Annotated in this window: 18 protein-coding genes and 1 pseudogene; 6 read left to right on the top strand and 13 right to left on the bottom strand. The window is 70.7% G+C overall.

Annotated features, from left to right (window positions below; all coding sequences use genetic code 11):
- Positions 1–11 precede the first annotated feature (11 nt).
- The 4 genes from purU to AC5L35_RS17800 all read right to left on the bottom strand — a co-directional run bounded on the left by purU (position 12) and on the right by AC5L35_RS17800 (position 4,210).
- Complete coding sequence (gene purU, locus AC5L35_RS17815; protein ID WP_495060762.1) at positions 12–884, bottom strand: formyltetrahydrofolate deformylase; 873 nt, start codon at positions 882–884, stop codon at positions 12–14.
- Positions 881–1,852, bottom strand: coding sequence for a bifunctional 5,10-methylenetetrahydrofolate dehydrogenase/5,10-methenyltetrahydrofolate cyclohydrolase (locus tag AC5L35_RS17810; protein WP_495060761.1), 972 nt, complete (start codon positions 1,850–1,852; stop codon positions 881–883). Before AC5L35_RS17810 ends, purU begins: the two co-directional genes overlap by 4 nt.
- Positions 1,853–1,973: 121 nt before the next feature.
- Entirely contained in the window at positions 1,974–2,849 is an 876-nt protein-coding gene (locus tag AC5L35_RS17805) for a methylenetetrahydrofolate reductase (protein WP_495060760.1), read from the bottom strand.
- Positions 2,849–4,210: an aminomethyl transferase family protein gene (locus AC5L35_RS17800; RefSeq protein WP_495060759.1), complete on the bottom strand. Its 1,362-nt coding sequence runs from the start codon at positions 4,208–4,210 to the stop codon at positions 2,849–2,851. Before AC5L35_RS17800 ends, AC5L35_RS17805 begins: the two co-directional genes overlap by 1 nt.
- A gap of 348 nt (positions 4,211–4,558) precedes the next feature.
- Here AC5L35_RS17800 and pabB point away from each other — a divergent pair, with 348 nt between their 5' ends.
- On the top strand, positions 4,559–6,394 hold the full coding sequence (pabB, locus tag AC5L35_RS17795; RefSeq protein WP_495060758.1) for an aminodeoxychorismate synthase component I: 1,836 nt from the start codon (positions 4,559–4,561) through the stop codon (positions 6,392–6,394).
- Here pabB and folP read toward each other — a convergent pair.
- From folP to AC5L35_RS17780, 3 genes are read right to left on the bottom strand one after another with little or no spacing between them, the layout of a single operon-like run.
- Entirely contained in the window at positions 6,354–7,250 is an 897-nt protein-coding gene (gene folP / locus AC5L35_RS17790; protein ID WP_495060757.1) for a dihydropteroate synthase, read from the bottom strand. The genes pabB and folP overlap by 41 nt on opposite strands.
- 37 nt (positions 7,251–7,287) lie before the next feature.
- Positions 7,288–8,145 carry a class III extradiol dioxygenase subunit beta gene (locus tag AC5L35_RS17785; protein ID WP_495060756.1) on the bottom strand — a complete coding sequence of 286 codons (858 nt, stop codon included), beginning with the start codon at positions 8,143–8,145 and terminating at the stop codon, positions 7,288–7,290.
- Positions 8,138–8,497: a protocatechuate 3,4-dioxygenase gene (locus AC5L35_RS17780; protein WP_495060755.1), complete on the bottom strand. Its 360-nt coding sequence runs from the start codon at positions 8,495–8,497 to the stop codon at positions 8,138–8,140. Before AC5L35_RS17780 ends, AC5L35_RS17785 begins: the two co-directional genes overlap by 8 nt.
- Positions 8,498–8,768: 271 nt before the next feature.
- Here AC5L35_RS17780 and ligM point away from each other — a divergent pair, with 271 nt between their 5' ends.
- Positions 8,769–10,169, top strand: coding sequence for a vanillate/3-O-methylgallate O-demethylase (ligM, locus tag AC5L35_RS17775; RefSeq protein WP_495060754.1), 1,401 nt, complete (start codon positions 8,769–8,771; stop codon positions 10,167–10,169).
- A gap of 108 nt (positions 10,170–10,277) precedes the next feature.
- On the opposite strand, the gene AC5L35_RS17770 is transcribed toward ligM, so the two are convergent.
- Positions 10,278–10,979: a response regulator gene (locus AC5L35_RS17770; protein ID WP_495060753.1), complete on the bottom strand. Its 702-nt coding sequence runs from the start codon at positions 10,977–10,979 to the stop codon at positions 10,278–10,280.
- Positions 10,976–12,580, bottom strand: coding sequence for a sensor histidine kinase (locus AC5L35_RS17765; protein ID WP_495060752.1), 1,605 nt, complete (start codon positions 12,578–12,580; stop codon positions 10,976–10,978). Before AC5L35_RS17765 ends, AC5L35_RS17770 begins: the two co-directional genes overlap by 4 nt.
- Positions 12,581–12,703: 123 nt before the next feature.
- Between AC5L35_RS17765 and AC5L35_RS17760 the strand changes: the two genes are divergently transcribed.
- Positions 12,704–13,168, top strand: a complete 465-nt coding sequence (locus tag AC5L35_RS17760; RefSeq protein WP_495060751.1) for a GNAT family N-acetyltransferase — start codon at positions 12,704–12,706, stop codon at positions 13,166–13,168.
- Positions 13,169–13,181: 13 nt separating this feature from the next.
- On the opposite strand, the gene AC5L35_RS17755 is transcribed toward AC5L35_RS17760, so the two are convergent.
- Complete coding sequence (locus AC5L35_RS17755) at positions 13,182–13,772, bottom strand: VanZ family protein (protein ID WP_495060750.1); 591 nt, start codon at positions 13,770–13,772, stop codon at positions 13,182–13,184.
- Positions 13,773–13,915: 143 nt separating this feature from the next.
- The gene (locus AC5L35_RS17750; protein ID WP_495060749.1) at positions 13,916–14,056 is read right to left on the bottom strand and encodes a hypothetical protein; all 141 of its coding nucleotides are present in this window, start codon (positions 14,054–14,056) and stop codon (positions 13,916–13,918) included.
- Between AC5L35_RS17750 and AC5L35_RS17745 the strand changes: the two are divergent.
- Positions 14,004–14,111: pseudogene (locus tag AC5L35_RS17745) on the top strand (AraC family transcriptional regulator); the annotation flags it as partial. The gene AC5L35_RS17750 and the pseudogene AC5L35_RS17745 sit on opposite strands and share 53 nt — an antisense overlap.
- Before the next feature lie 237 nt (positions 14,112–14,348).
- Positions 14,349–15,080: an alpha/beta hydrolase gene (locus tag AC5L35_RS17740; protein ID WP_495060748.1), complete on the top strand. Its 732-nt coding sequence runs from the start codon at positions 14,349–14,351 to the stop codon at positions 15,078–15,080.
- 25 nt (positions 15,081–15,105) lie between these two features.
- Here AC5L35_RS17740 and AC5L35_RS17735 read toward each other — a convergent pair whose 3' ends face one another.
- The gene (locus tag AC5L35_RS17735; protein ID WP_495060747.1) at positions 15,106–15,765 is read right to left on the bottom strand and encodes a phosphotransferase; all 660 of its coding nucleotides are present in this window, start codon (positions 15,763–15,765) and stop codon (positions 15,106–15,108) included.
- Complete coding sequence (locus AC5L35_RS17730; protein WP_495060746.1) at positions 15,690–16,067, bottom strand: hypothetical protein; 378 nt, start codon at positions 16,065–16,067, stop codon at positions 15,690–15,692. The genes AC5L35_RS17735 and AC5L35_RS17730 overlap by 76 nt, the downstream gene beginning before the upstream one ends.
- Before the next feature lie 207 nt (positions 16,068–16,274).
- On the opposite strand from AC5L35_RS17730, the gene AC5L35_RS17725 reads away from it, so the two are divergent.
- Positions 16,275–16,727, top strand: coding sequence for a hypothetical protein (locus AC5L35_RS17725; protein ID WP_495060745.1), 453 nt, complete (start codon positions 16,275–16,277; stop codon positions 16,725–16,727).
- Positions 16,728–16,785 lie beyond the last annotated feature (58 nt).

The raw sequence follows: 16,785 nt of genomic DNA, 5'->3' as shown, positions 1-16,785 counted from the left end.
GTCGGGGAAGGTCACTGGAAGACGACGGTCCTGTTGCCGATCACCGCGATGCGGTTCTCGGTGTGCCAGCGGACCGCCCTGGCGAGCGCGCGGCTCTCCGCCTCGCGGCCGCGGGCCGCGAGCTGGTCGGGGCTCAGCGAGTGGTCGACCCTGATGAGCTCCTGCTCGATGATCGGGCCCTCGTCGAGGTCGGGGGTGACGTAGTGGGCGGTCGCGCCGATGAACTTCACACCGCGGGCGTGAGCCTGGTGGTAGGGCTTGGCGCCCTTGAAGCTCGGCAGCATCGAGTGGTGGATGTTGATGGCCTTGCCCTCGAGCTGCCGGCACAGGTCGTTCGAGAGGATCTGCATGTAGCGGGCCAGCACCACGAGATCGACGTGCTCCTTGCGCACCAGCTCGAGCAGGGCGGCCTCGGCCGCTGCCTTGGTGTCCTTCGTGACCGGGATGTGCCTGAAGGGGACCCCGAAGCTGTCGGCGATCCGGCCGAGGTCGGGGTGGTTGGACACCACGGCGACCACGTCGAGGTTCAGCTCACCGATGGAGTTGCGGAACAGCAGGTCGTTGAGGCAGTGGGCGAACCTGCTGACCATGATCACCACACGCTGGCGGCGCGCGGCGTCGGCGAGCTCCCAGGTCAAGTCGAAGGTCTCGGCCAGCTGCGCGACGCGCTGCCCGAGGCCGTCGAGATCGAGCGGCGAGCCGTCGATGTGGGCGAACTCGACGCGCATGAAGAAGGTGCCGCTCGTCGCGCTGCCGAACTGCTGGCTCTGCACGATGGTGCACTTCTCCTGCACGAGCAGCCCGGTGACCGCGTGCACGACGCCCGGCGCGTCCGGGCAGGACAGGAGCAGGGCGCCGTGCTGGGCACCGAGCGGCGGGGTCATGACGCCTCCTGGAGCGTGTGAGCCTGAGCGGGGCGAGCAGCGGGCAGGGAGGGCCTGGCCTCGTCGATCGGACGGCCGGCGAGCAGCCGGGCCGCGGTGACCGTGTTGCGGAGCAGCCAGACGTCCGTCACCGGACCGACGCCGCCGGGGACCGGCGTGATGGCGCGGACGCGAGGGGCGACGGAGTCGTGGTCGACGTCGCCGACCATGCGCACCGTGCCGTCGGCGCCTGCGGCGGGGTTGATGCCGACGTCGATCACCACGGCGTTCTCGCTGACGTGCTCGGCCTTGATCAGGCCGGCCTTGCCCGCCGCGACGATCAGGACGTCCGCCCAGCGGGTGTGCCTGCCGATCCCGGTGGTCCGGTCGGCCCACTCGTCGACCGACACGACGGTCGCCTGCCGCTCGTACCCCAGCGAGATCGCCGGTTTGCCGACGTTGTTGGACCGGCCGACGACGACGATCAGCGACCGGTGGTAGAAGTCCGCCCGGTCCTTCCCCACGGAGTCGAGCCAGGTGTCGAGGAGGTGGAAGCACGATGCGGCGGTGGACGGCTCGAAGCGCGGCACACCGAGGGCGAGCAGTCCGGCGTTCTCCGGGTGCACCGCCTCGATGTCCTTGCGGGGCTCGATCGCACGGAAGACCGCGGTCTCGTCGATGTGCGGGGGCAACGGACGGAGTACCAGGATCCCGGACACGCCGGGATCGGCGTTGAGCTCGGCGATCCTCGCCAGCACCTGGTCCTGCCCGGCGTCCGCGGGGAGGACCTGCGGCGAGTAGGCCACGCCGAGCTCGGCCGCGAGTCGCTGCAACCGCCGCTCGTAGGCGGCCGAGCCGTAGTCCTCGCCGAGCACCACGGTGGCGAGGCCGATTCCGAGCCCCTCACCGCGGAGCCCGGCCACGTCCGCCTCCAGGCTCTGCTTGAGGACGCGGGCGCAGGCGCGCCCGTCGATGACCTGGGCACTCATCGCTGATGAACTCCTCGGGTGGTATCTCCCACGGACCGGTCGGTTCGACGAGCTGAGGTGACAGCTCCGGCCGGCCCGTGGGAGCGTTCGGGAGCACCGGTGGCCCGGCGCGGGTGAGGGATCAGGACAGCTTGGCGAGCCAGCGCTGCCGCCATGCCTCCGTGCTCTCCAGGTCGTTGAACGTGAAGACGTGGAAGCCCTGCAGGGTGTTGTCCGACCTGGCGAAGGCGGGAACGAGCCGCTCGACCAGCTTGTCGGGGCTGTACCCGCCGGGCAGGAAGAAGCGCCAGAACATGTTCTGCTGCTTCTTGAGGAACTTCGCCGACTGGCCGAGACCGAGGCCCGCGGAGATCCGGATCAGCTTCTGGCGGCTGACGGCGCCGGGGATGCCGACCCGGATGGGCAGGTCCACGCCGTCGGAATGCACCTTGCGCGCCCAGCGGATCGTCGTGTTCCCGTCGAAGCACAGCTGGGTGATCACCTGCGTGGCGTGCGGCGCCTTGGCCTTGAGGGCCTGCTCGATCAGCTCGTCGCTGATGGTGCCGTGGCCCTCGGGGTAGCCGCCGATCCCGACGGTCGAGAACGGGTGCCCGATCTCCTCGAGCGCCTCCAGCAGGCTCAGGGCGTCCGGGTACTTCCCGGCCTCCCGCGCGTCCCCACCGATCACGAAGACGCTGTCGGTGCCCGCCTCGCGTAGTCGCGCGACGATGTCCGTGAGGTGGGCGCGGTCCTCGACCTGGCGGGCAGCCAGGTGGGGCGCCGCCCGGTAGCCCTGCTCACAGAGGTTGACGACGAGATCGATGGTCGGGCCGAGCCCCTTCGCCTCGGTCGTGGTCACCGTGAGGCCCAGGTTCGTGGGCACGTGCGCGAGCACCTTCTCCTCGGTGCTCGTGAACGGGAGGATCTCGTAGGTCGCGGAGCGCAGGGCGGCAGCGACGGCCTGCCGGGCGGACCTGGCCGCCGGGTTCGAGCTCTCCTGGTTCGCCACCGACGTCATCACTTGCTCCGGTAGCTGTTGCGCGCGAACTGGACGAAGGGCACCGGCGCGACGGTCGCGCGGATCGTCCAGGTCCGGTGCTCCTCGACCTGCGGCTTCGCCGTGTTCGGCTCCTCGCCCCAGACGACGGTGACCTCGGTGCCGGGCTCGGCGTGCTCCTTGACGACGGTCGCCAGCGAGACCATGGCGCGCTCGTTGGCGATGTAGCCGCAGTCGAGCGAGATGCCGATCTGCTCGCCGTTCACCAGGACCTTGTCCTCCTGGTGCAGCGCGTAGCGGATCTTCGGCAGGTCGAAGAACTTGGCGCCGGTGCCCTTGCCCAGCAGTGACCCGATCGCCGTGGTGACGTCCTCGTTGTTCCAGACCAGCGTGACCTTGGTCCGCGGCGGGTTCTTCGCCAGCTCCTCGAGGGCTGCGCGACCGACGAACTCGTGGTCGAACTTGACGTTGCGGTCGTAGCCGAGGTCGTACGGGGTCAGGTAGTAGTCCGTGATGTCGTCCGAGTCGACGCTGCCGCCGATCGCGCCGATCGCGGAGGCGGGAAGCCACTCGCGGTACTCCTGGAGCAGCGGGTCGTCCCCGAAGATCGCCGGGATCGGCGCCGGGACCCATCCCGACTCGAGGTTGGCGGTCGAGTACGCCTTGGCACCCGCTCGGACCAGGCCGTGGTCCTTGCCGGCCGCCAGCAGTGCCGCGAGGACGGCCTCGCCGTCCGCCCACGGTCCGAACAGCTCGAACCCGGGCTGGCCGGCCATACCGTGGCGCAGCCCGCGCACGCTGTGCCCGGCGATGCTGAAGTCCGCCATGTTGAAGAACTTGGTCTCCGGGAGCGCGGTGCCGGTGGCCTGCTCGAGCACGGCGGCGGCGCTCGGGCCCTGCAGTTCGTAGCGGTAGAACTTCGGCGGGCCGGACGCGCGTACGGCCGAGTTCTCGTCCCGCTCGGCGGTGACCCGGTAGTCCCCGCGCTCGAGGTGGAACAGCACCCAGTCGATCACCATGGGGTGGCCGACCAGGTCGAACAGCTCCGTGTCGAGGTGGAAGAGGATGGCGTCGCCGATCAGCCGGCCGCTCGGGTCGACCGCGACGAACTGCTTCGCCTTGTTGACGCCGAAGCCGGCGAAGGTGTTCACGGCGAGGTCGCTGAGGAGCCTCAGCGCGTCCGGGCCTTCGAGGAAGAGGTCCGTCATGTGGTGTGACTGGTCGAGCAGGGCGCAGGTCTCGGCCCAGGCCCGTTGCTCGGAGCGCCAGTTGGTGAACTCCGGAGCGACGGGAAACGTGTGGGCGGGAGCCGCGGTGTTGCGCAGCAGATCGACCGGGTTCCCGACGCGGGCGATGGCCGCCGCAAGACTCTCGGTAGTCATGATCGTGTGCGAACCTTTCCTCGGGTGGCCGTGATGCCGGGATCACCGCCTGCGACGCCACCTGCGCGGCGCCACCGGGCCGGGTTCCGGACCCCCTACGACGCTAGAAAGAGGCTCGCCACCAGGGATGACGCGGATGACCAGAGCCGTACTGGCCTGGTGTCTCGGCCGATCCAGGACAACTGACGTAGACGCTTCCCGGAGCACCCGCCCTACGTCGGATGACGGCGTCGCCGGCACGACGGACGGCCGCGCATCGACCGACCGACCACCGATCCGCCCGGTCCCGGAGGCAGGGCACGATCGCTGGTGCTGCGGCATCCGCACACCGCGCGGGAGGACGACACCATGCTCGACGCACCGGAGCCCTGGGGGCGGTTCGACGACCTGATCAACGGCACCGCCGTGCGGTTCACCAGCGTCCGCCGGATCCTCGTGGCCGACCGGCCCGACGAGGTCGCGCCGGTCCTGGACGAGGTGGACCGGGTGACCCGCGCGGGGCAGTGGGCGTTCGGCTTCGTCGCCTACGAGGCGGCCTCGGGCCTCGACCCCGGTTTGACCACCCATGCGCGGGAGGAAGGCCTCCCCCTGGTCTGGTTCGGCGTCGCCGACCGCCCGGAGGACGTGCCCGTCCTGGACACGGCCGGTCCCGCGGTTCCCGCCTTGGGATGGGTGGGCGAGTGGGGCCCCGACGCCCACCACGCCACCGTGGAGCGCGTGCGCGACCGGATCGCTGCGGGTGAGACCTACCAGTGCAACCTCACGACCCGGCTGCACGCCGCGGCGCCCGCGGGCCTCGACCCCGCCGCCCTGTACCGCGAGCTCGTCCACGCTCAGCGCGGCGCGCACAACGCCTACCTGGACCTGGGTCGGTTCGTCGTGGCGAGCGCCAGCCCCGAGCTGTTCCTCGAGCAGCGCGGCGACCGGATCCTCATGCGCCCCATGAAGGGGACCGCCGGCCGCGGGCGCACCACGACCGAGGACGAGGCCGCCGTCGCCGGGCTACGGGGCAGCGACAAGGAACGCGCCGAGAACGTGATGATCGTCGACCTGGTCCGCAACGACCTGGGCCGGATCGCCGTCCCCGGCAGCGTGACGGTGCCGCGCCTGCTCACCGCCGAGCGCTACGAGACCGTCCACCAGCTCACCTCGGACGTCACCGCGCAGGTGCGCCCGGACGTCGGGTTGACCGACCTCTTCCGCGCCCTCTTCCCGTGCGGTTCCGTCACCGGCGCGCCGAAGGCCCGCACCATGGAGCTGATCCGCGAGCTCGAGAGCGGACCGCGGGGGGTGTACTGCGGGGCCATCGGGATCGTCGGTCCGCCGAGCGCCGACGTGCGGGCCCGGTTCTCCGTCGCGATCCGTACCGTGCTCCTGGACCGCACGCGGCAGCGGCTGGGCTACGGCACCGGGGGCGGGATCACCTGGAGCTCCCGGCCAGCCGCCGAGTACGCCGAGGTTCAGGCCAAGGCACGGGTGCTCGACGTGCGCCACGACGACTTCCACCTGATGGAGACCCTCCACCACGACTCCGCCAGGGGACTGCGCCATCTCGACGCCCACCTCGCCCGGATGGCGGACTCCGCGCACTACTTCGGGTTCTCGTTCGATCAGGCCGCTGCGCGCGCCGTGCTGGACGACCGGCTCCGCGAGGCCGGGCAGGCTCGCGTCAGGCTGCGCTGTCGCCGGGACGGGACCCTCGGCGTCGATGTGTTCGAACCGCCTCTCCCCCTCGGCCGTCCCGTCCGGCTCGCCGTCGACCCCGAGCCGATCGACACCACCCGGTGCTGGTCCCGCCACAAGACGAGCAGGCGGGGTCCCTACGACACGCGACTGCAGCGCCACCCGGGGGCGGACGACGTCGTGATCGTCAACAAGCGCGGCGAGATCACCGAGACCTGCACGGCGAACGTGGCGGTCCGCCTCGACGGCCGGTGGTGGACCCCGCCGCTGAGCAGCGGCTGCCTGCCCGGCATCGAGCGGGCGCACCTGCTCGCTGCGGGCCGCCTGAGCGAGCGCGTCCTGCGCCCGGAGGACCTCGCCGGGGCCGAGGGGCTGGCCCTGCTCAACTCGCTGCGCGGATGGCGACCGGCCCACCTCGACGGGCAACACCCCGCGGCCCTCGTCACGGGCAGCGCCGTCACTACGGGAGCGGCCCGCGACCACCTGGTACGGGAGAGCTGAGCCCGACCCGGTCCACGACCCCCACCGCGTCCGCGGACCCGGCGACGTCGTGGACCCGCACCCCCCACGCCCCCGCCTGGGCCGCGAGCACGGTGGTGGCGACGGTCACCGCGTCGCGCTCGCGAGCGGGGCCGCCGGCCCTCGTCCCCGCGAGGACCCCGGCCAGGAAACCCTTCCGGGAGGAGCCGACGAGGACGGGGAAGCCCAGGCCGACCAGCTCGCCGAGCCGGTCGAGCAGTGTCCAGTTGTGCTCGGCGCGCTTGGCGAACCCGAAGCCGGGATCGAGGATCAGCCGCTCGGGCGCGACCCCGGCCTCGACCGCGTCGTCCACCCGCATCAGGAGCTCGGTGGTGACGTCGCGGACGACGTCGTCGTAGACGGCCGCTGAGTACATGTCCCGGCTGGTGCCCCGCGAGTGGTTCAGCACCCACGGCACCCCCGCCGCCGCGACGACACCGGCCATCGCGGGATCGTCCAGACCTCCGCTGACGTCGTTGACCAGGACCGCCCCCGCGCCGACGGCGGCCTCCGCCACCGCAGCCCGCGTGGTGTCGATGCTGACCGCGATCCCGGCCGCCGCCAGCCGTTCGACCACCGGCACGATCCGGCGCAGCTCGTCGCCGACCTCGACGCGCTCCGCCCCGGGCCGGGTCGACTCGCCACCGACGTCGACGTAGTCGGCTCCCGCCTCCCACATGAACGTGCCGTGGGCCACGGCCGCGGCCGTGTGGTCGTAGAGACCGCCGTCGGAGAACGAGTCGGGCGTGACGTTGAGAATGCCCATCACCCGGCACCGCTCGGCGCGGGGCACCGCGCCCCGCGGGGCCGAGGCCCGGAAGGGCATGTCGATCGTCATCAGCTACTCCTCGCGGCTACGCCCGACCCGTCGGCGTTCAGGCGGGCTGGGCGACCCGGTTGTCGAACAGGGCGAGTCCGGCGGCGGTGTTGGACGCCGGCACGTGGTAGGCCGAGTGGACCTTGCGGACCTGCTTGTGGAGAGCACCCCGCATGACGAGCCACATGATCAGCTCGATGCCCTCGGACCCCGCCTGGCGGATGAGCTCCTCCCGGCTCAGCATCGCGAGCTTCTCCGGGTCGTTCTCGATCGCATCGAGGAACATGTGGTCGAACGTCGGGTTGATGAAGCCCGCCCGGGCGCCCGCGAGCTGGTGGGACATGCCGCCGGTGCCGAGGATGCCGACCGTGCCCGCGCCCTGGTAGCTCGCGATCGCCCGGCCGAGGGCCTTGCCCAGGGCGTAGCAGCGGGCAGCGGTCGGCTGCGGGTAGCGGATGACGTTGACCATGATCGGGATGACCGGGCACGGCCAGGCGTCGCCCGGCTCCGGGGTCCACACCGACAGCGGCACGGTGAACCCGTGGTCGACGTCGAGCTCCTGGAAGACGGTCAGGTCGAAGCCCTCGTCCACCAGGTTCTCCAGCAGATGGAAGGACAGGTCGGGATCGCCGACGACGTCCGGGACGGCGCGCCGGCCGAAGCCCTCGTCCGCGACGCGGTACGACTCGGCGGTGCCGATCGCGAAGGTCGGCACGATGTCGAGGTCGACGCCGTTGGCGTGGTCGTTGTAGATCAGGATCGCGACGTCAGGGGTGTTCTGGGCCAGCCATTCCCGGGCGGGCCGGTAGCCCTCGAACAGGGGCGCCCACACCGGCTGATCCGTCATCCCGCGGTCCATCGCGGCGCCGATCGACGGGACGTGCGACGTCGCCAGGCCCCAGATCACCTCAGACATCGGTGCGCCCTCCTGCCAGCATCGCGGCCTTGAAGTCGTCCTCGGACATCCCGGTGAACACACCGCCGAGGTACTGCATGGAGCGCCCGTCCATCATGGCGAGCTTGTAGATGTAGAAGATGCTGCCTCCCAGGTCGAGCATCGCCTGCCAGTCGCGCTGCAGGATGGCGGTCGTCTGCTCATCGGAGAGCCGGAACCGCGTGCAGTAGGCGGACTCGTCGGCCACGAACTCCGCGCGGGCGTCCGCGTCGGTCAGCGACATGAACAGCTTGTTCATGTTGTGCCCACGTCGGCTGGTCGGGCCGTCGAAGACGTAGGTTCCCGGCAGGTCCGGCCTGCTCTGGCTGGTCATGTGTGGCTCCCTCGGTCGGGCCGCGTGGACGCGCCGACGACGATATATACGTCCGACGCTAAAGCCGTGGCTCGCTCGGGCCATCGCGCTGTTGTCGTGACTCGCCGTACGTCGCATGACGTAGTGCGACCGGCCGGTCCCGGCCGCTCGTCTCGCGCCATTCCACGGTGCCGCCGGGCATCGCCGAATCCGTAGCGTGAGCCACGATGGCCGTCGACCCCACGTCTGGCCGTGCATCAGCGCAGAACACGCAGACCGAGAACGGTGGCAGATGAGCGCCAAGAACCTTCAGGAATTGCTGGACGAGTCCGGGAACACCGTCGAGTTGCTGCGCAACTCCAAGCTCGGCGCCTACATCTACCCGGTCGTGCCCGCCGAGTTCACCAACTTCCGCCGCGAGGTGATCGCCTGGCAGAAGACCGCGGTGCTGTTCGACCAGTCGCACCACATGACCAACCTGTGGGTGTCGGGCCCCGACGCCCTCAAGCTGTTCACCGACACCGGCATCAACAGCACCGCGAAGTTCCCGGTCGACTCGGCCAAGCAGTTCGTCCCGGTCTCCCCCGAGGGCGGCGTGATCGGGGACGGCATCCTGTTCCGGCTCGCCGAGGAGGAGTTCGTCTTCGTCGGCCGCGCGCCGGTGGCCAACTGGCTGCAGTTCCAGGGGAGCAAGGGCTACAACCTCGACATCCGCCTCGACGACCGCTCCCCCTCCCGCCCCTACGGGAAGCAGGTCACCCGTGACGTGTGGCGCTTCCAGATCCAGGGCCCGCGCGCCTGGGAGGTCATCGAGAAGGTCAACGGTGGCACCGTCGAGCAGGTCAAGTTCTTCAAGATGGGCCACCTGAACGTCGCAGGCGAGCGCGTCCGCACGTTGCGCCACGGCATGGCGGGCGCGCCCGGCCTGGAGATCTGGGGCCCGTACGAGACCTACGACAAGGTCCGCGAGGCCATCCTCGAGGCCGGCCGCGAGTTCGGCCTGGAGCCCGCCGGGGCGCGCGCCTACTCCTGCAACACCCTCGAGTCCGGCTGGATCCCCTCGCCGCTGCCCGCCATCTACACCGCCGAGGAACTGCGTCCCTACCGCGAGTGGTTGGGCGCCACCAGCTACGAGGCCATCAACGCCCTCGCCGGCAGCTTCGTCTCGGACAGGATCGAGGACTACTACCTCAACCCGTGGGAGCTCGGCTACGGCGGATTCGTGAAGTTCGACCACGACTTCGTCGGTCGCAGCGCTCTCGAGGCCATCGACCCGGCGACCCAGCGCCGCAAGGTCACGCTGGAGTGGAACGCCGAGGACGTCGCCACGCTGCTCGCATCGCCGGTCTCCGAAGCCCCCGGCTACCAGTTCTTCGACCTGCCCAATGCCAACTACGGCTCGTCGAACTTCGATGCGGTCCAGGACGGGGACGGCAACACCGTCGGCCTCTCGATGTTCACCGGCTACAGCGCCAACGAGCGCAAGGCGCTCTCGCTGGCCACGATCAACCCGGACGTCCCGCTGGGCGCTGAGGTCCGGGTCATCTGGGGTGAGCCGAACGGCGGTTCCGAGAAGACCACCGTCCAGCCGCACGAGCAGTTCGCGGTCCGCGCGATCGTGAGCCCCGCGCCCTACACCGCCATGGCGCGTGACACCTACCAGCCCGGATGGCGCACCACCGCCTCCGTCTGATCCGGAACCCGGCGACGCCGGCCCCGCTCCGGGGCCGGCGTCGTCGCATGTCCTGGTCTCACCGAGGCGGCCACCGCCTCCGTCGCGGAGGCCCCGGTGCGGGGCCGATCAGTTCTGCGGCGGGACCAGACCCTGCCGGACGGCCACCAACGCCGCCTGGGTCCGGGAGGTCAACTGGAGCTTGCGCAGGACGTTGCTGACGTGCGTTCGCGCCGTGCGTTCGCTGATCACCAACGCGTCGGCGATCTCCTGGTTCGACCGGCCCTGGGCGACGAGGACCAGGACGTCGCGCTCGCGGGTGGTCAGCGCGGCGATGCCGGTCGGTGGGGACACGATCTCCTGCGTGAGCCGGCGGGCGACGGCCGGGTCGAGGAACACGTCGCCGCGCACGGCCGCCCGGATCGCCGCGACGACCTCGGGCGGTTCGGCGTCCTTGAGCAGGTACCCGGACGCCCCGTTGATGAGGGCGGCGTGGACGCGTTCCATCTCGCCGAAGCTGGTCAGCACGACGACCCGCACCCCCGGGAACCACTCGGTGATGCGCGCGGTCGCGGCAGCGCCGTCCATCTTCGGCATGAGCAGGTCGATCAGGACGACGTCGGGGAGCTCCCCGTGGGCGGCCATGGCCTCGAGCTTGTCGAGGGCCTCCTGGCCGTTGCCGGCCTCCGCCACGACCTGCAGGTCGTCGAGCACCTCCAGGTATGCGCGGACACCCCGGCGCACGACCGCGTGGTCGTCCACGATCAGCACACCCACCTGTTTGCGGCCCTCCGGGCTGCGCGCCGCGCTCGACCCTCTCGGGGCGTTCATGACGTGCCGCCCCCGGACCCCGTGTCACTGTTGCGTTCCTGCACCGCCCAGGCCCGAGGCAGCGGCACGACCGCCCGCACCGAGGTCCCACCGACCGCACGTGCCCGGACCCGGACGGTGCCGCCCCAGCGCGCCGCGCGTTCGCGCATGCTGGTGAGTCCGTAGCCGCCGCCCGCCTCGCGGTCTCCTTCCGCCCGGGCCTTGCGGATCCCGCGACCGTCGTCGGCGACGGAGACCGTCAACGCGTGCTCACGGATCCCGATGCGGATCGTCACGTGCCCCGCCTCGGCGTGCTTGACGACGTTGTGGATGGCCTCGGCCACGATGCGGTAGACGTCCTCGGCCATGTCCGGCGGGACCTCCTCGAAGGTGCGCCGCACGCTGAGGCTGAAGCGCAGGCCGGTCCCGTTGGTCGTGCTCTCCGCCAGTGCCCGCACGGCCTCCGCCAGGCCGAGCTGGGTCGACGACGACGGTCGTAGCTCGTGCACCATCGTCCGGAGGTCCGCCAGGACGGTCTTCGCGAGCAGCCCCACCTCGTCCGCGATCCGCCCCACGCTCTCCGCGGGGACGCTCGCCCCGCGCGCGCCGAGGACCTCCATCGACTTGGCCTGCATGCCGATGGAGAACACCTGCTGCACGATCGAGTCGTGCAGGTCGCGCGCCAGCCGCTGCCGCTCCTCGCGGCGGGCGAGCTCCCGCTCGTTCTGCAGGAGCGAGGCGTAGTCGATCGCCACGGCGGCCTGCTCCGCCATGGCAAGCAGGAACTCGAGGTTGCGCTGCCCGACCACCTGGCCCGGCGCGAAGAAGGCGTTGAGGATCCCCGCCGACCGACCGCGGATGACGAGAGGGACGCTGGCGAACCAGCCCCAGTCGAGCTCGGCGAGGTAGTCGCGCATCGGCTCCCACGAGGGGTCGCGCTGGATCATGTCCCAGCGGTCCGGGACCACGACGGGCTCGCGGAGCTCGAACGCCTCGATCATCTCCAGGGTGGCGCCGCGCTCCCGGCACTGCATGAGCCGCTCGAAGAAGTCCGGCCAGCGCCGGAAGCCTGCCGAGCCCATGATCTGCAGCCCGGCACCCGACTCGTCGAGGGTGAGGATCTGCACTCCCGCCAGCGCGTCGGCCTGGAGGACCTCACGTGCCAGTGCGTCCAGGGTCGCGGTGATCGAGCCCTCCGACGCCAGCTTCACCGACGAGCGGGCGATGGCCGCGACCCGGCGTTGGCGGTGGCGCTCGGCTCCGACGTCGCGGAAGGCGACGACGGTCCGGCCGGGCGACCGCGGGAGCGGACGGGTCCGGTACGCGAGCTCCCGGTGCACCCCGGCCACGGGCGCCCAGGTGCAGATCTGTTCGGTGGCGCCCTCGTCGAGCAGCCCCAGTGAGTCGGCGGAGAACCCCGCGGCGAGCTCGAACGGTGCCGGCATCCCGATCAGGTCGTCGATCGGGCGGCAGCAGAGCGCCACCGCCGCGCTGTTGAGCTGGACGAAGAGACCGTCCTCGTCGACGACGGCCAGGCCGTCCGGTGCGTAGGCGGCGAGCTCCGACAAGTCGATCGCAGGGGGCGCCCCGCCGTGGGTTGGCGGGGGTGCACTGCCGGACATCCGGCCTCCTTCCGGCCCCCCACCCTGGTCCTCTCCCCCCTACAGGTGTCGAATCTACGTCCTCTGTCTTGTGGACGACCGGCTGACCTGGAGGCTCGGGGTGTGTCGGTTACCGTCGTCGACGTGCCGGTCCGAACGGGTGAGCCATCCGACGCGGCGTTCATCGTCGAGATGGCCCGACTGGCCTCGGCGATCGAGGGCCGCCCGCTGCCCCCGGCCGACGATCCCCTGCTGGCACAAGGCCTTCCCCCGGCGCCGGATACGAGTGTGGTGGCGCTCGACCACGATGGTCATCCGGCCGGTGCGGCGTGGTGGCACTTCCGGGAACCCCTGCTGGTCGTGAACCCCGACGGCCGGCCGGTCCCCGAACTCGTCGTCGCGGTGGTGCCCGCCCACCGCGGTCACGGTGTCGGTCGCCGCCTGCTCGACGCACTCACCGCCCGCGCCGCCCACCACGGCTACGACCGGCTGGCCCTCAGCGTCCACATCCACAACCCCGCCGTCCGGCTCTACACCCGGGCCGGCTTCGTCGTCGCGGGGAAGGGCCGCGGGCCGCTCGGCGTCACCATGGTCCGCCCCGTGCCGTGAGCTGACGGGCGGCTCAGTGCCCCGACACCGGGGCCGATCGGGGTCGATCCGGCGACGCTCCGGCCGGAGCGCGCCACCAGCGGCGGGACGCCAGCGCGGCCAGCCCGGCGCCGGCGGCGTTGAGCAGTACGTCGTCCACGGAGGACACCCGGTCCAACCGCAGGACGTACTGCGCGACCTCGACCAGGACCGAGCAGCCCGCCGCGAGCGCCAGGATCCGCGGGACCGAGGCCAGCGCCGCGAACCGCAGCGGGGCGAGGAACCCCAGCGCCGCGAACACCAGCAGGTTGCCGACGATCTGGCCCGTCGCCGTCAGCGGCCCGGCGGCGAGGATCGTGACCAGATCCCGCAGCGGTACCAGGCTCAGCCGGCCGGGGGCGGCACCGGCCTGCCCGCCCGGCAACATGATCATCCACACCCACGGCACCGTCCCGTAGACGATGCCGACCTCGGCCAGCGACATCCGCCACGCGGACGTGGTGCCGGCGGCACTCCGACGGCGGGCCAGAACCCACACCGCCAGCGCCGCCAACGGCAGTACGGCCACCGTGAGGAGCACTACCCCGGTGAACGTGCCGAACCAGCCGTGCCACCCCCCGGCCATGCCACCCCCGCTTCGGTCCGGCCGCGGAATCTACCGGGGCCGGGCCGGGGCCCGTCGTGATGGTCAGGCGGGTTCCCGGCGCCGCTGCCGCGGGCCACGTTCGCCTGCACCCGCCGGACCGTCCTCGATGCCCGGTCCCGCTGTCAGCTCGCCGCCAGGGGCGTGGCGTACCCGGCCGGTTCCCAGGCCCCGGGCCCGGAGTAGAGCCCAGCCTCGGGCCTGGGGCTCTCCGCCTGCGGATGGGCCAACCCCAGCAGCTTCATCGCGGCGTTCACCACCATCATCGGAACGACCCCGGGCCGCTACCGAACCAGCCGCCGGACCACCGACCTCGGGTGACTCGGGCCCGGAGACCGGCGCGCAAGGTCGAGACCCTCGACTGCGAAGAGCCACGGAGTCTCCGCAAACATGTTGGCGGACTACGACGACCACTGCTACTTTCCGGCCGCCGTGCGAGAGAACGAGGAGGTGGTACCCGTGAACGCAGTATCGACATGGGTGCTCCCCTCCGGGGTCACGGTCGGGCGATAGGTCGTCCGGGAGCGCCGTTCACGAGCACTCCCGAAAGGCTCGGCCATGCGATTCACTTCCGAACAGCGCCTCGACGACGGCGTCCTCGAACGCGAATTCACCCTCGGCGAGATCCCCGGCATCCTGTGGACTCCCGGATCCGCATCCGCACCGGCCCCGCTGATCCTGCTCGGCCACCCCGGCGGGCTGCACAGGATGTACCCCCGGCTGGTGGCCCGGGCCCGGCACTCCGCGGCGGAGGGCTTCGCCGCTGCCACCATCGAACTCCCGTGGAGCGGTGACCGGCCCCGTTCCGCCGCCGCCGAGGAGGCCCGCGCCGACCTGCGCCGGGCACTGGAGGCCGGCGAGCAGGTCGACGACGAGATCGTCGACCGACTCGTCCTCCCGCTGGTCGACAAGGCGGTCCCGGAATGGCGGGCGGCCCTGGACGCCCTCCTGTCGCTGCCCGAGATCGGCGGCCCGGTCGGGTACGCGGGAGGGGTGATCTCCATCGGCGTCCGGCTGGCGGTGGTCGAGCCGCGCGTCTCGGCCGCCCTTCTGTTCGCCGGGAGTTACGTGCCCCGCACCATGGTCGAGGAGGCCCGGCAGGTGACCATCCCGCTGCAGGTCCTGCTGCAGTGGGACGACGAAGGAAACGACCGGCAGATGGCCCTGGACCTGTTCGACGCCTTCGGCTCCACGGAGAAGACGCTGCACGCCAACATGGGCGGGCACACCGGCGTCCCGCAGTTCGAGGGGGACGACGGCAACCGGTTCTTCGTCCGGCACCTGACGTGAGCCTGGGGCGAGCAGACGGAGCGTTCTACAGAGCCTTCGCCCAGCCGGCTGGATCATCACCGGGCGGGATGGCTTGGATGCCGTACCAGAGCACGAGCGCCTGGAGCCATCGGTGTTCGAGCCCGGTGAGGGATCGCACTGATTCGTAACCTGCTAAGAGGTTGTCGCGGACAGTTGCCGGCGTGGGCTGCCAGTCGGTGAAGAGAGTACCGAGCCGGACGAACGAATTGGCGATGTCGCTGATGCAGTAGTCCCAGGTGACGCTGTCGAAATCAATGACAGCAAGGATCTCCGAGTTGGCCGCGAGGATGTTGGAGGCCCGGTAATCGTTGTGGATCAACTGCGGATCGCTGTCGATCGCCGACAGTGACGATATCTGGTCGCGCAGCCTTGCCGACGCGGTCGGCGCCATCCCTGGGTCTTTGAGTTCCAGCCACCTCCCGATCCGCTGATGCAGGTCCATTGGTCGCCCGGGCTCGACCTCGACCAGCCGGCTGTCCCGGTGAGTGGCCAACGCGCGGTGCAAGGAAGCGAGACAAGCACCGGCGCGTCGGACTGCAGTCTCGTTGGAGGTGTCGAGCAGGTCGCCGTCGATGTGCGGTTGCACCATCATCGACAGTGACGACGATTCGGAGTCAATGACTGCTCGATACTGGGCGTCGACCGACGCCAGTGGCGGCGCCACCGGCACCCTTGCCGGTTCAGCGCCTGAAGCAGATCTGCGATCGCGGACAGTGTGACGAACTGGTTCTGGTCGCAGGACCATTTCGCCACCAACATCTCCTGATCGGTACGGACCCAGGCGATGGCGTTGTTGTCGCTGATCAGGATCCGGTCGCATGCCTCCACGTCGACGGCAAAAGCCTGGGCGAGACCTTTCGTGAGCCAGCCGACCGCATCGTCGAAGCTGTCGAGACCGAACCGCGTTTGCAGAGCCCTCTGCGGATCAGTCGATTCCCACAACATCGACAGCCCGGTCGGAAACATGGCGCGGAGCCTACGGCAGCGGCACGCACTGTCCTCCGCGCCGGCGCGAGCACAGAGACGATCCCGGGGGCGCGACGCCGCACCGTGCCCACCGGCGTCACCTACCCGGCCGTCCCGGAGACCTGCCGCCCGGCGGGGGCACCGCCTGCATGCTCCACGGCCGAGCACGGTTGCCATCGATCTACAGCGGCACCCTAAAATCAGCGGATGGTCTCCGTCCTTATCGAGGATCTTCCCCCCGCGACCTCCGACTTCCTTCACCGACGAGCCCGTCGAGCAGGCGCCGCGTCGGTGACAGAGCACGTACGGCACGAATTGATCACGTTGGCGAGGGAGCAAGCGCCGGTCGACGAGGTGGTGCAGTTCCTTGATCAGAACTACGCGCACCCTCCTCTGCCCCAGATCGACCTGGACGCAACAGTGGTGACCGACGCCTACAGGTTGCCCGCCGACGTGTGGAGCACGCTGTGCCGTCGCGCGGCCGCGTCCCATGTCGCGGTCAGCAACTACATCTACGACGAACTCATCAGATTGTCTCGCCACCCCACAATTGATGATGTCATGTGGGAGCTCGGGGAAATAAAGGAGGCAGACCCGAGCTTGGACATCGACTTCGAGGGCGCCTACAGAGGGATGCGCTACGCACGCGGTCTGGACTAGTCGCGCGCCACGATGTCCAGCGGTGGCCGTCCCTCGCCCACTGCGCTCCTACGACATG

The organism is Pseudonocardia sp. OZ21 (assembly GCF_059359135.1).
This window is presented reverse-complemented; position numbering and strand designations above follow the sequence as displayed.

Bases quoted from the DNA above. Each gene is read 5' to 3' on its own strand.
- AC5L35_RS17740 (WP_495060748.1), top strand. From the start codon at position 14,349: ATGCGATTCACTTCCGAACAGCGCCTCGACGACGGCGTCCTCGAACGC.
- AC5L35_RS17810 (WP_495060761.1), bottom strand. From the start codon at position 1,852: ATGAGTGCCCAGGTCATCGACGGGCGCGCCTGCGCCCGCGTCCTCAAG.
- AC5L35_RS17800 (WP_495060759.1), bottom strand. From the start codon at position 4,210: ATGACTACCGAGAGTCTTGCGGCGGCCATCGCCCGCGTCGGGAACCCG.
- AC5L35_RS17785 (WP_495060756.1), bottom strand. From the start codon at position 8,145: ATGTCTGAGGTGATCTGGGGCCTGGCGACGTCGCACGTCCCGTCGATC.
- pabB (WP_495060758.1), top strand. From the start codon at position 4,559: ATGCTCGACGCACCGGAGCCCTGGGGGCGGTTCGACGACCTGATCAAC.
- AC5L35_RS17765 (WP_495060752.1), bottom strand. From the start codon at position 12,580: ATGTCCGGCAGTGCACCCCCGCCAACCCACGGCGGGGCGCCCCCTGCG.
- AC5L35_RS17730 (WP_495060746.1), bottom strand. From the start codon at position 16,067: ATGTTTCCGACCGGGCTGTCGATGTTGTGGGAATCGACTGATCCGCAG.
- AC5L35_RS17805 (WP_495060760.1), bottom strand. From the start codon at position 2,849: ATGACGTCGGTGGCGAACCAGGAGAGCTCGAACCCGGCGGCCAGGTCC.
- AC5L35_RS17750 (WP_495060749.1), bottom strand. From the start codon at position 14,056: ATGATGGTGGTGAACGCCGCGATGAAGCTGCTGGGGTTGGCCCATCCG.
- purU (WP_495060762.1), bottom strand. From the start codon at position 884: ATGACCCCGCCGCTCGGTGCCCAGCACGGCGCCCTGCTCCTGTCCTGC.
- AC5L35_RS17780 (WP_495060755.1), bottom strand. From the start codon at position 8,497: ATGACCAGCCAGAGCAGGCCGGACCTGCCGGGAACCTACGTCTTCGAC.
- AC5L35_RS17755 (WP_495060750.1), bottom strand. From the start codon at position 13,772: ATGGCCGGGGGGTGGCACGGCTGGTTCGGCACGTTCACCGGGGTAGTG.
- folP (WP_495060757.1), bottom strand. From the start codon at position 7,250: ATGACGATCGACATGCCCTTCCGGGCCTCGGCCCCGCGGGGCGCGGTG.
- ligM (WP_495060754.1), top strand. From the start codon at position 8,769: ATGAGCGCCAAGAACCTTCAGGAATTGCTGGACGAGTCCGGGAACACC.
- AC5L35_RS17725 (WP_495060745.1), top strand. From the start codon at position 16,275: ATGGTCTCCGTCCTTATCGAGGATCTTCCCCCCGCGACCTCCGACTTC.
- AC5L35_RS17770 (WP_495060753.1), bottom strand. From the start codon at position 10,979: ATGAACGCCCCGAGAGGGTCGAGCGCGGCGCGCAGCCCGGAGGGCCGC.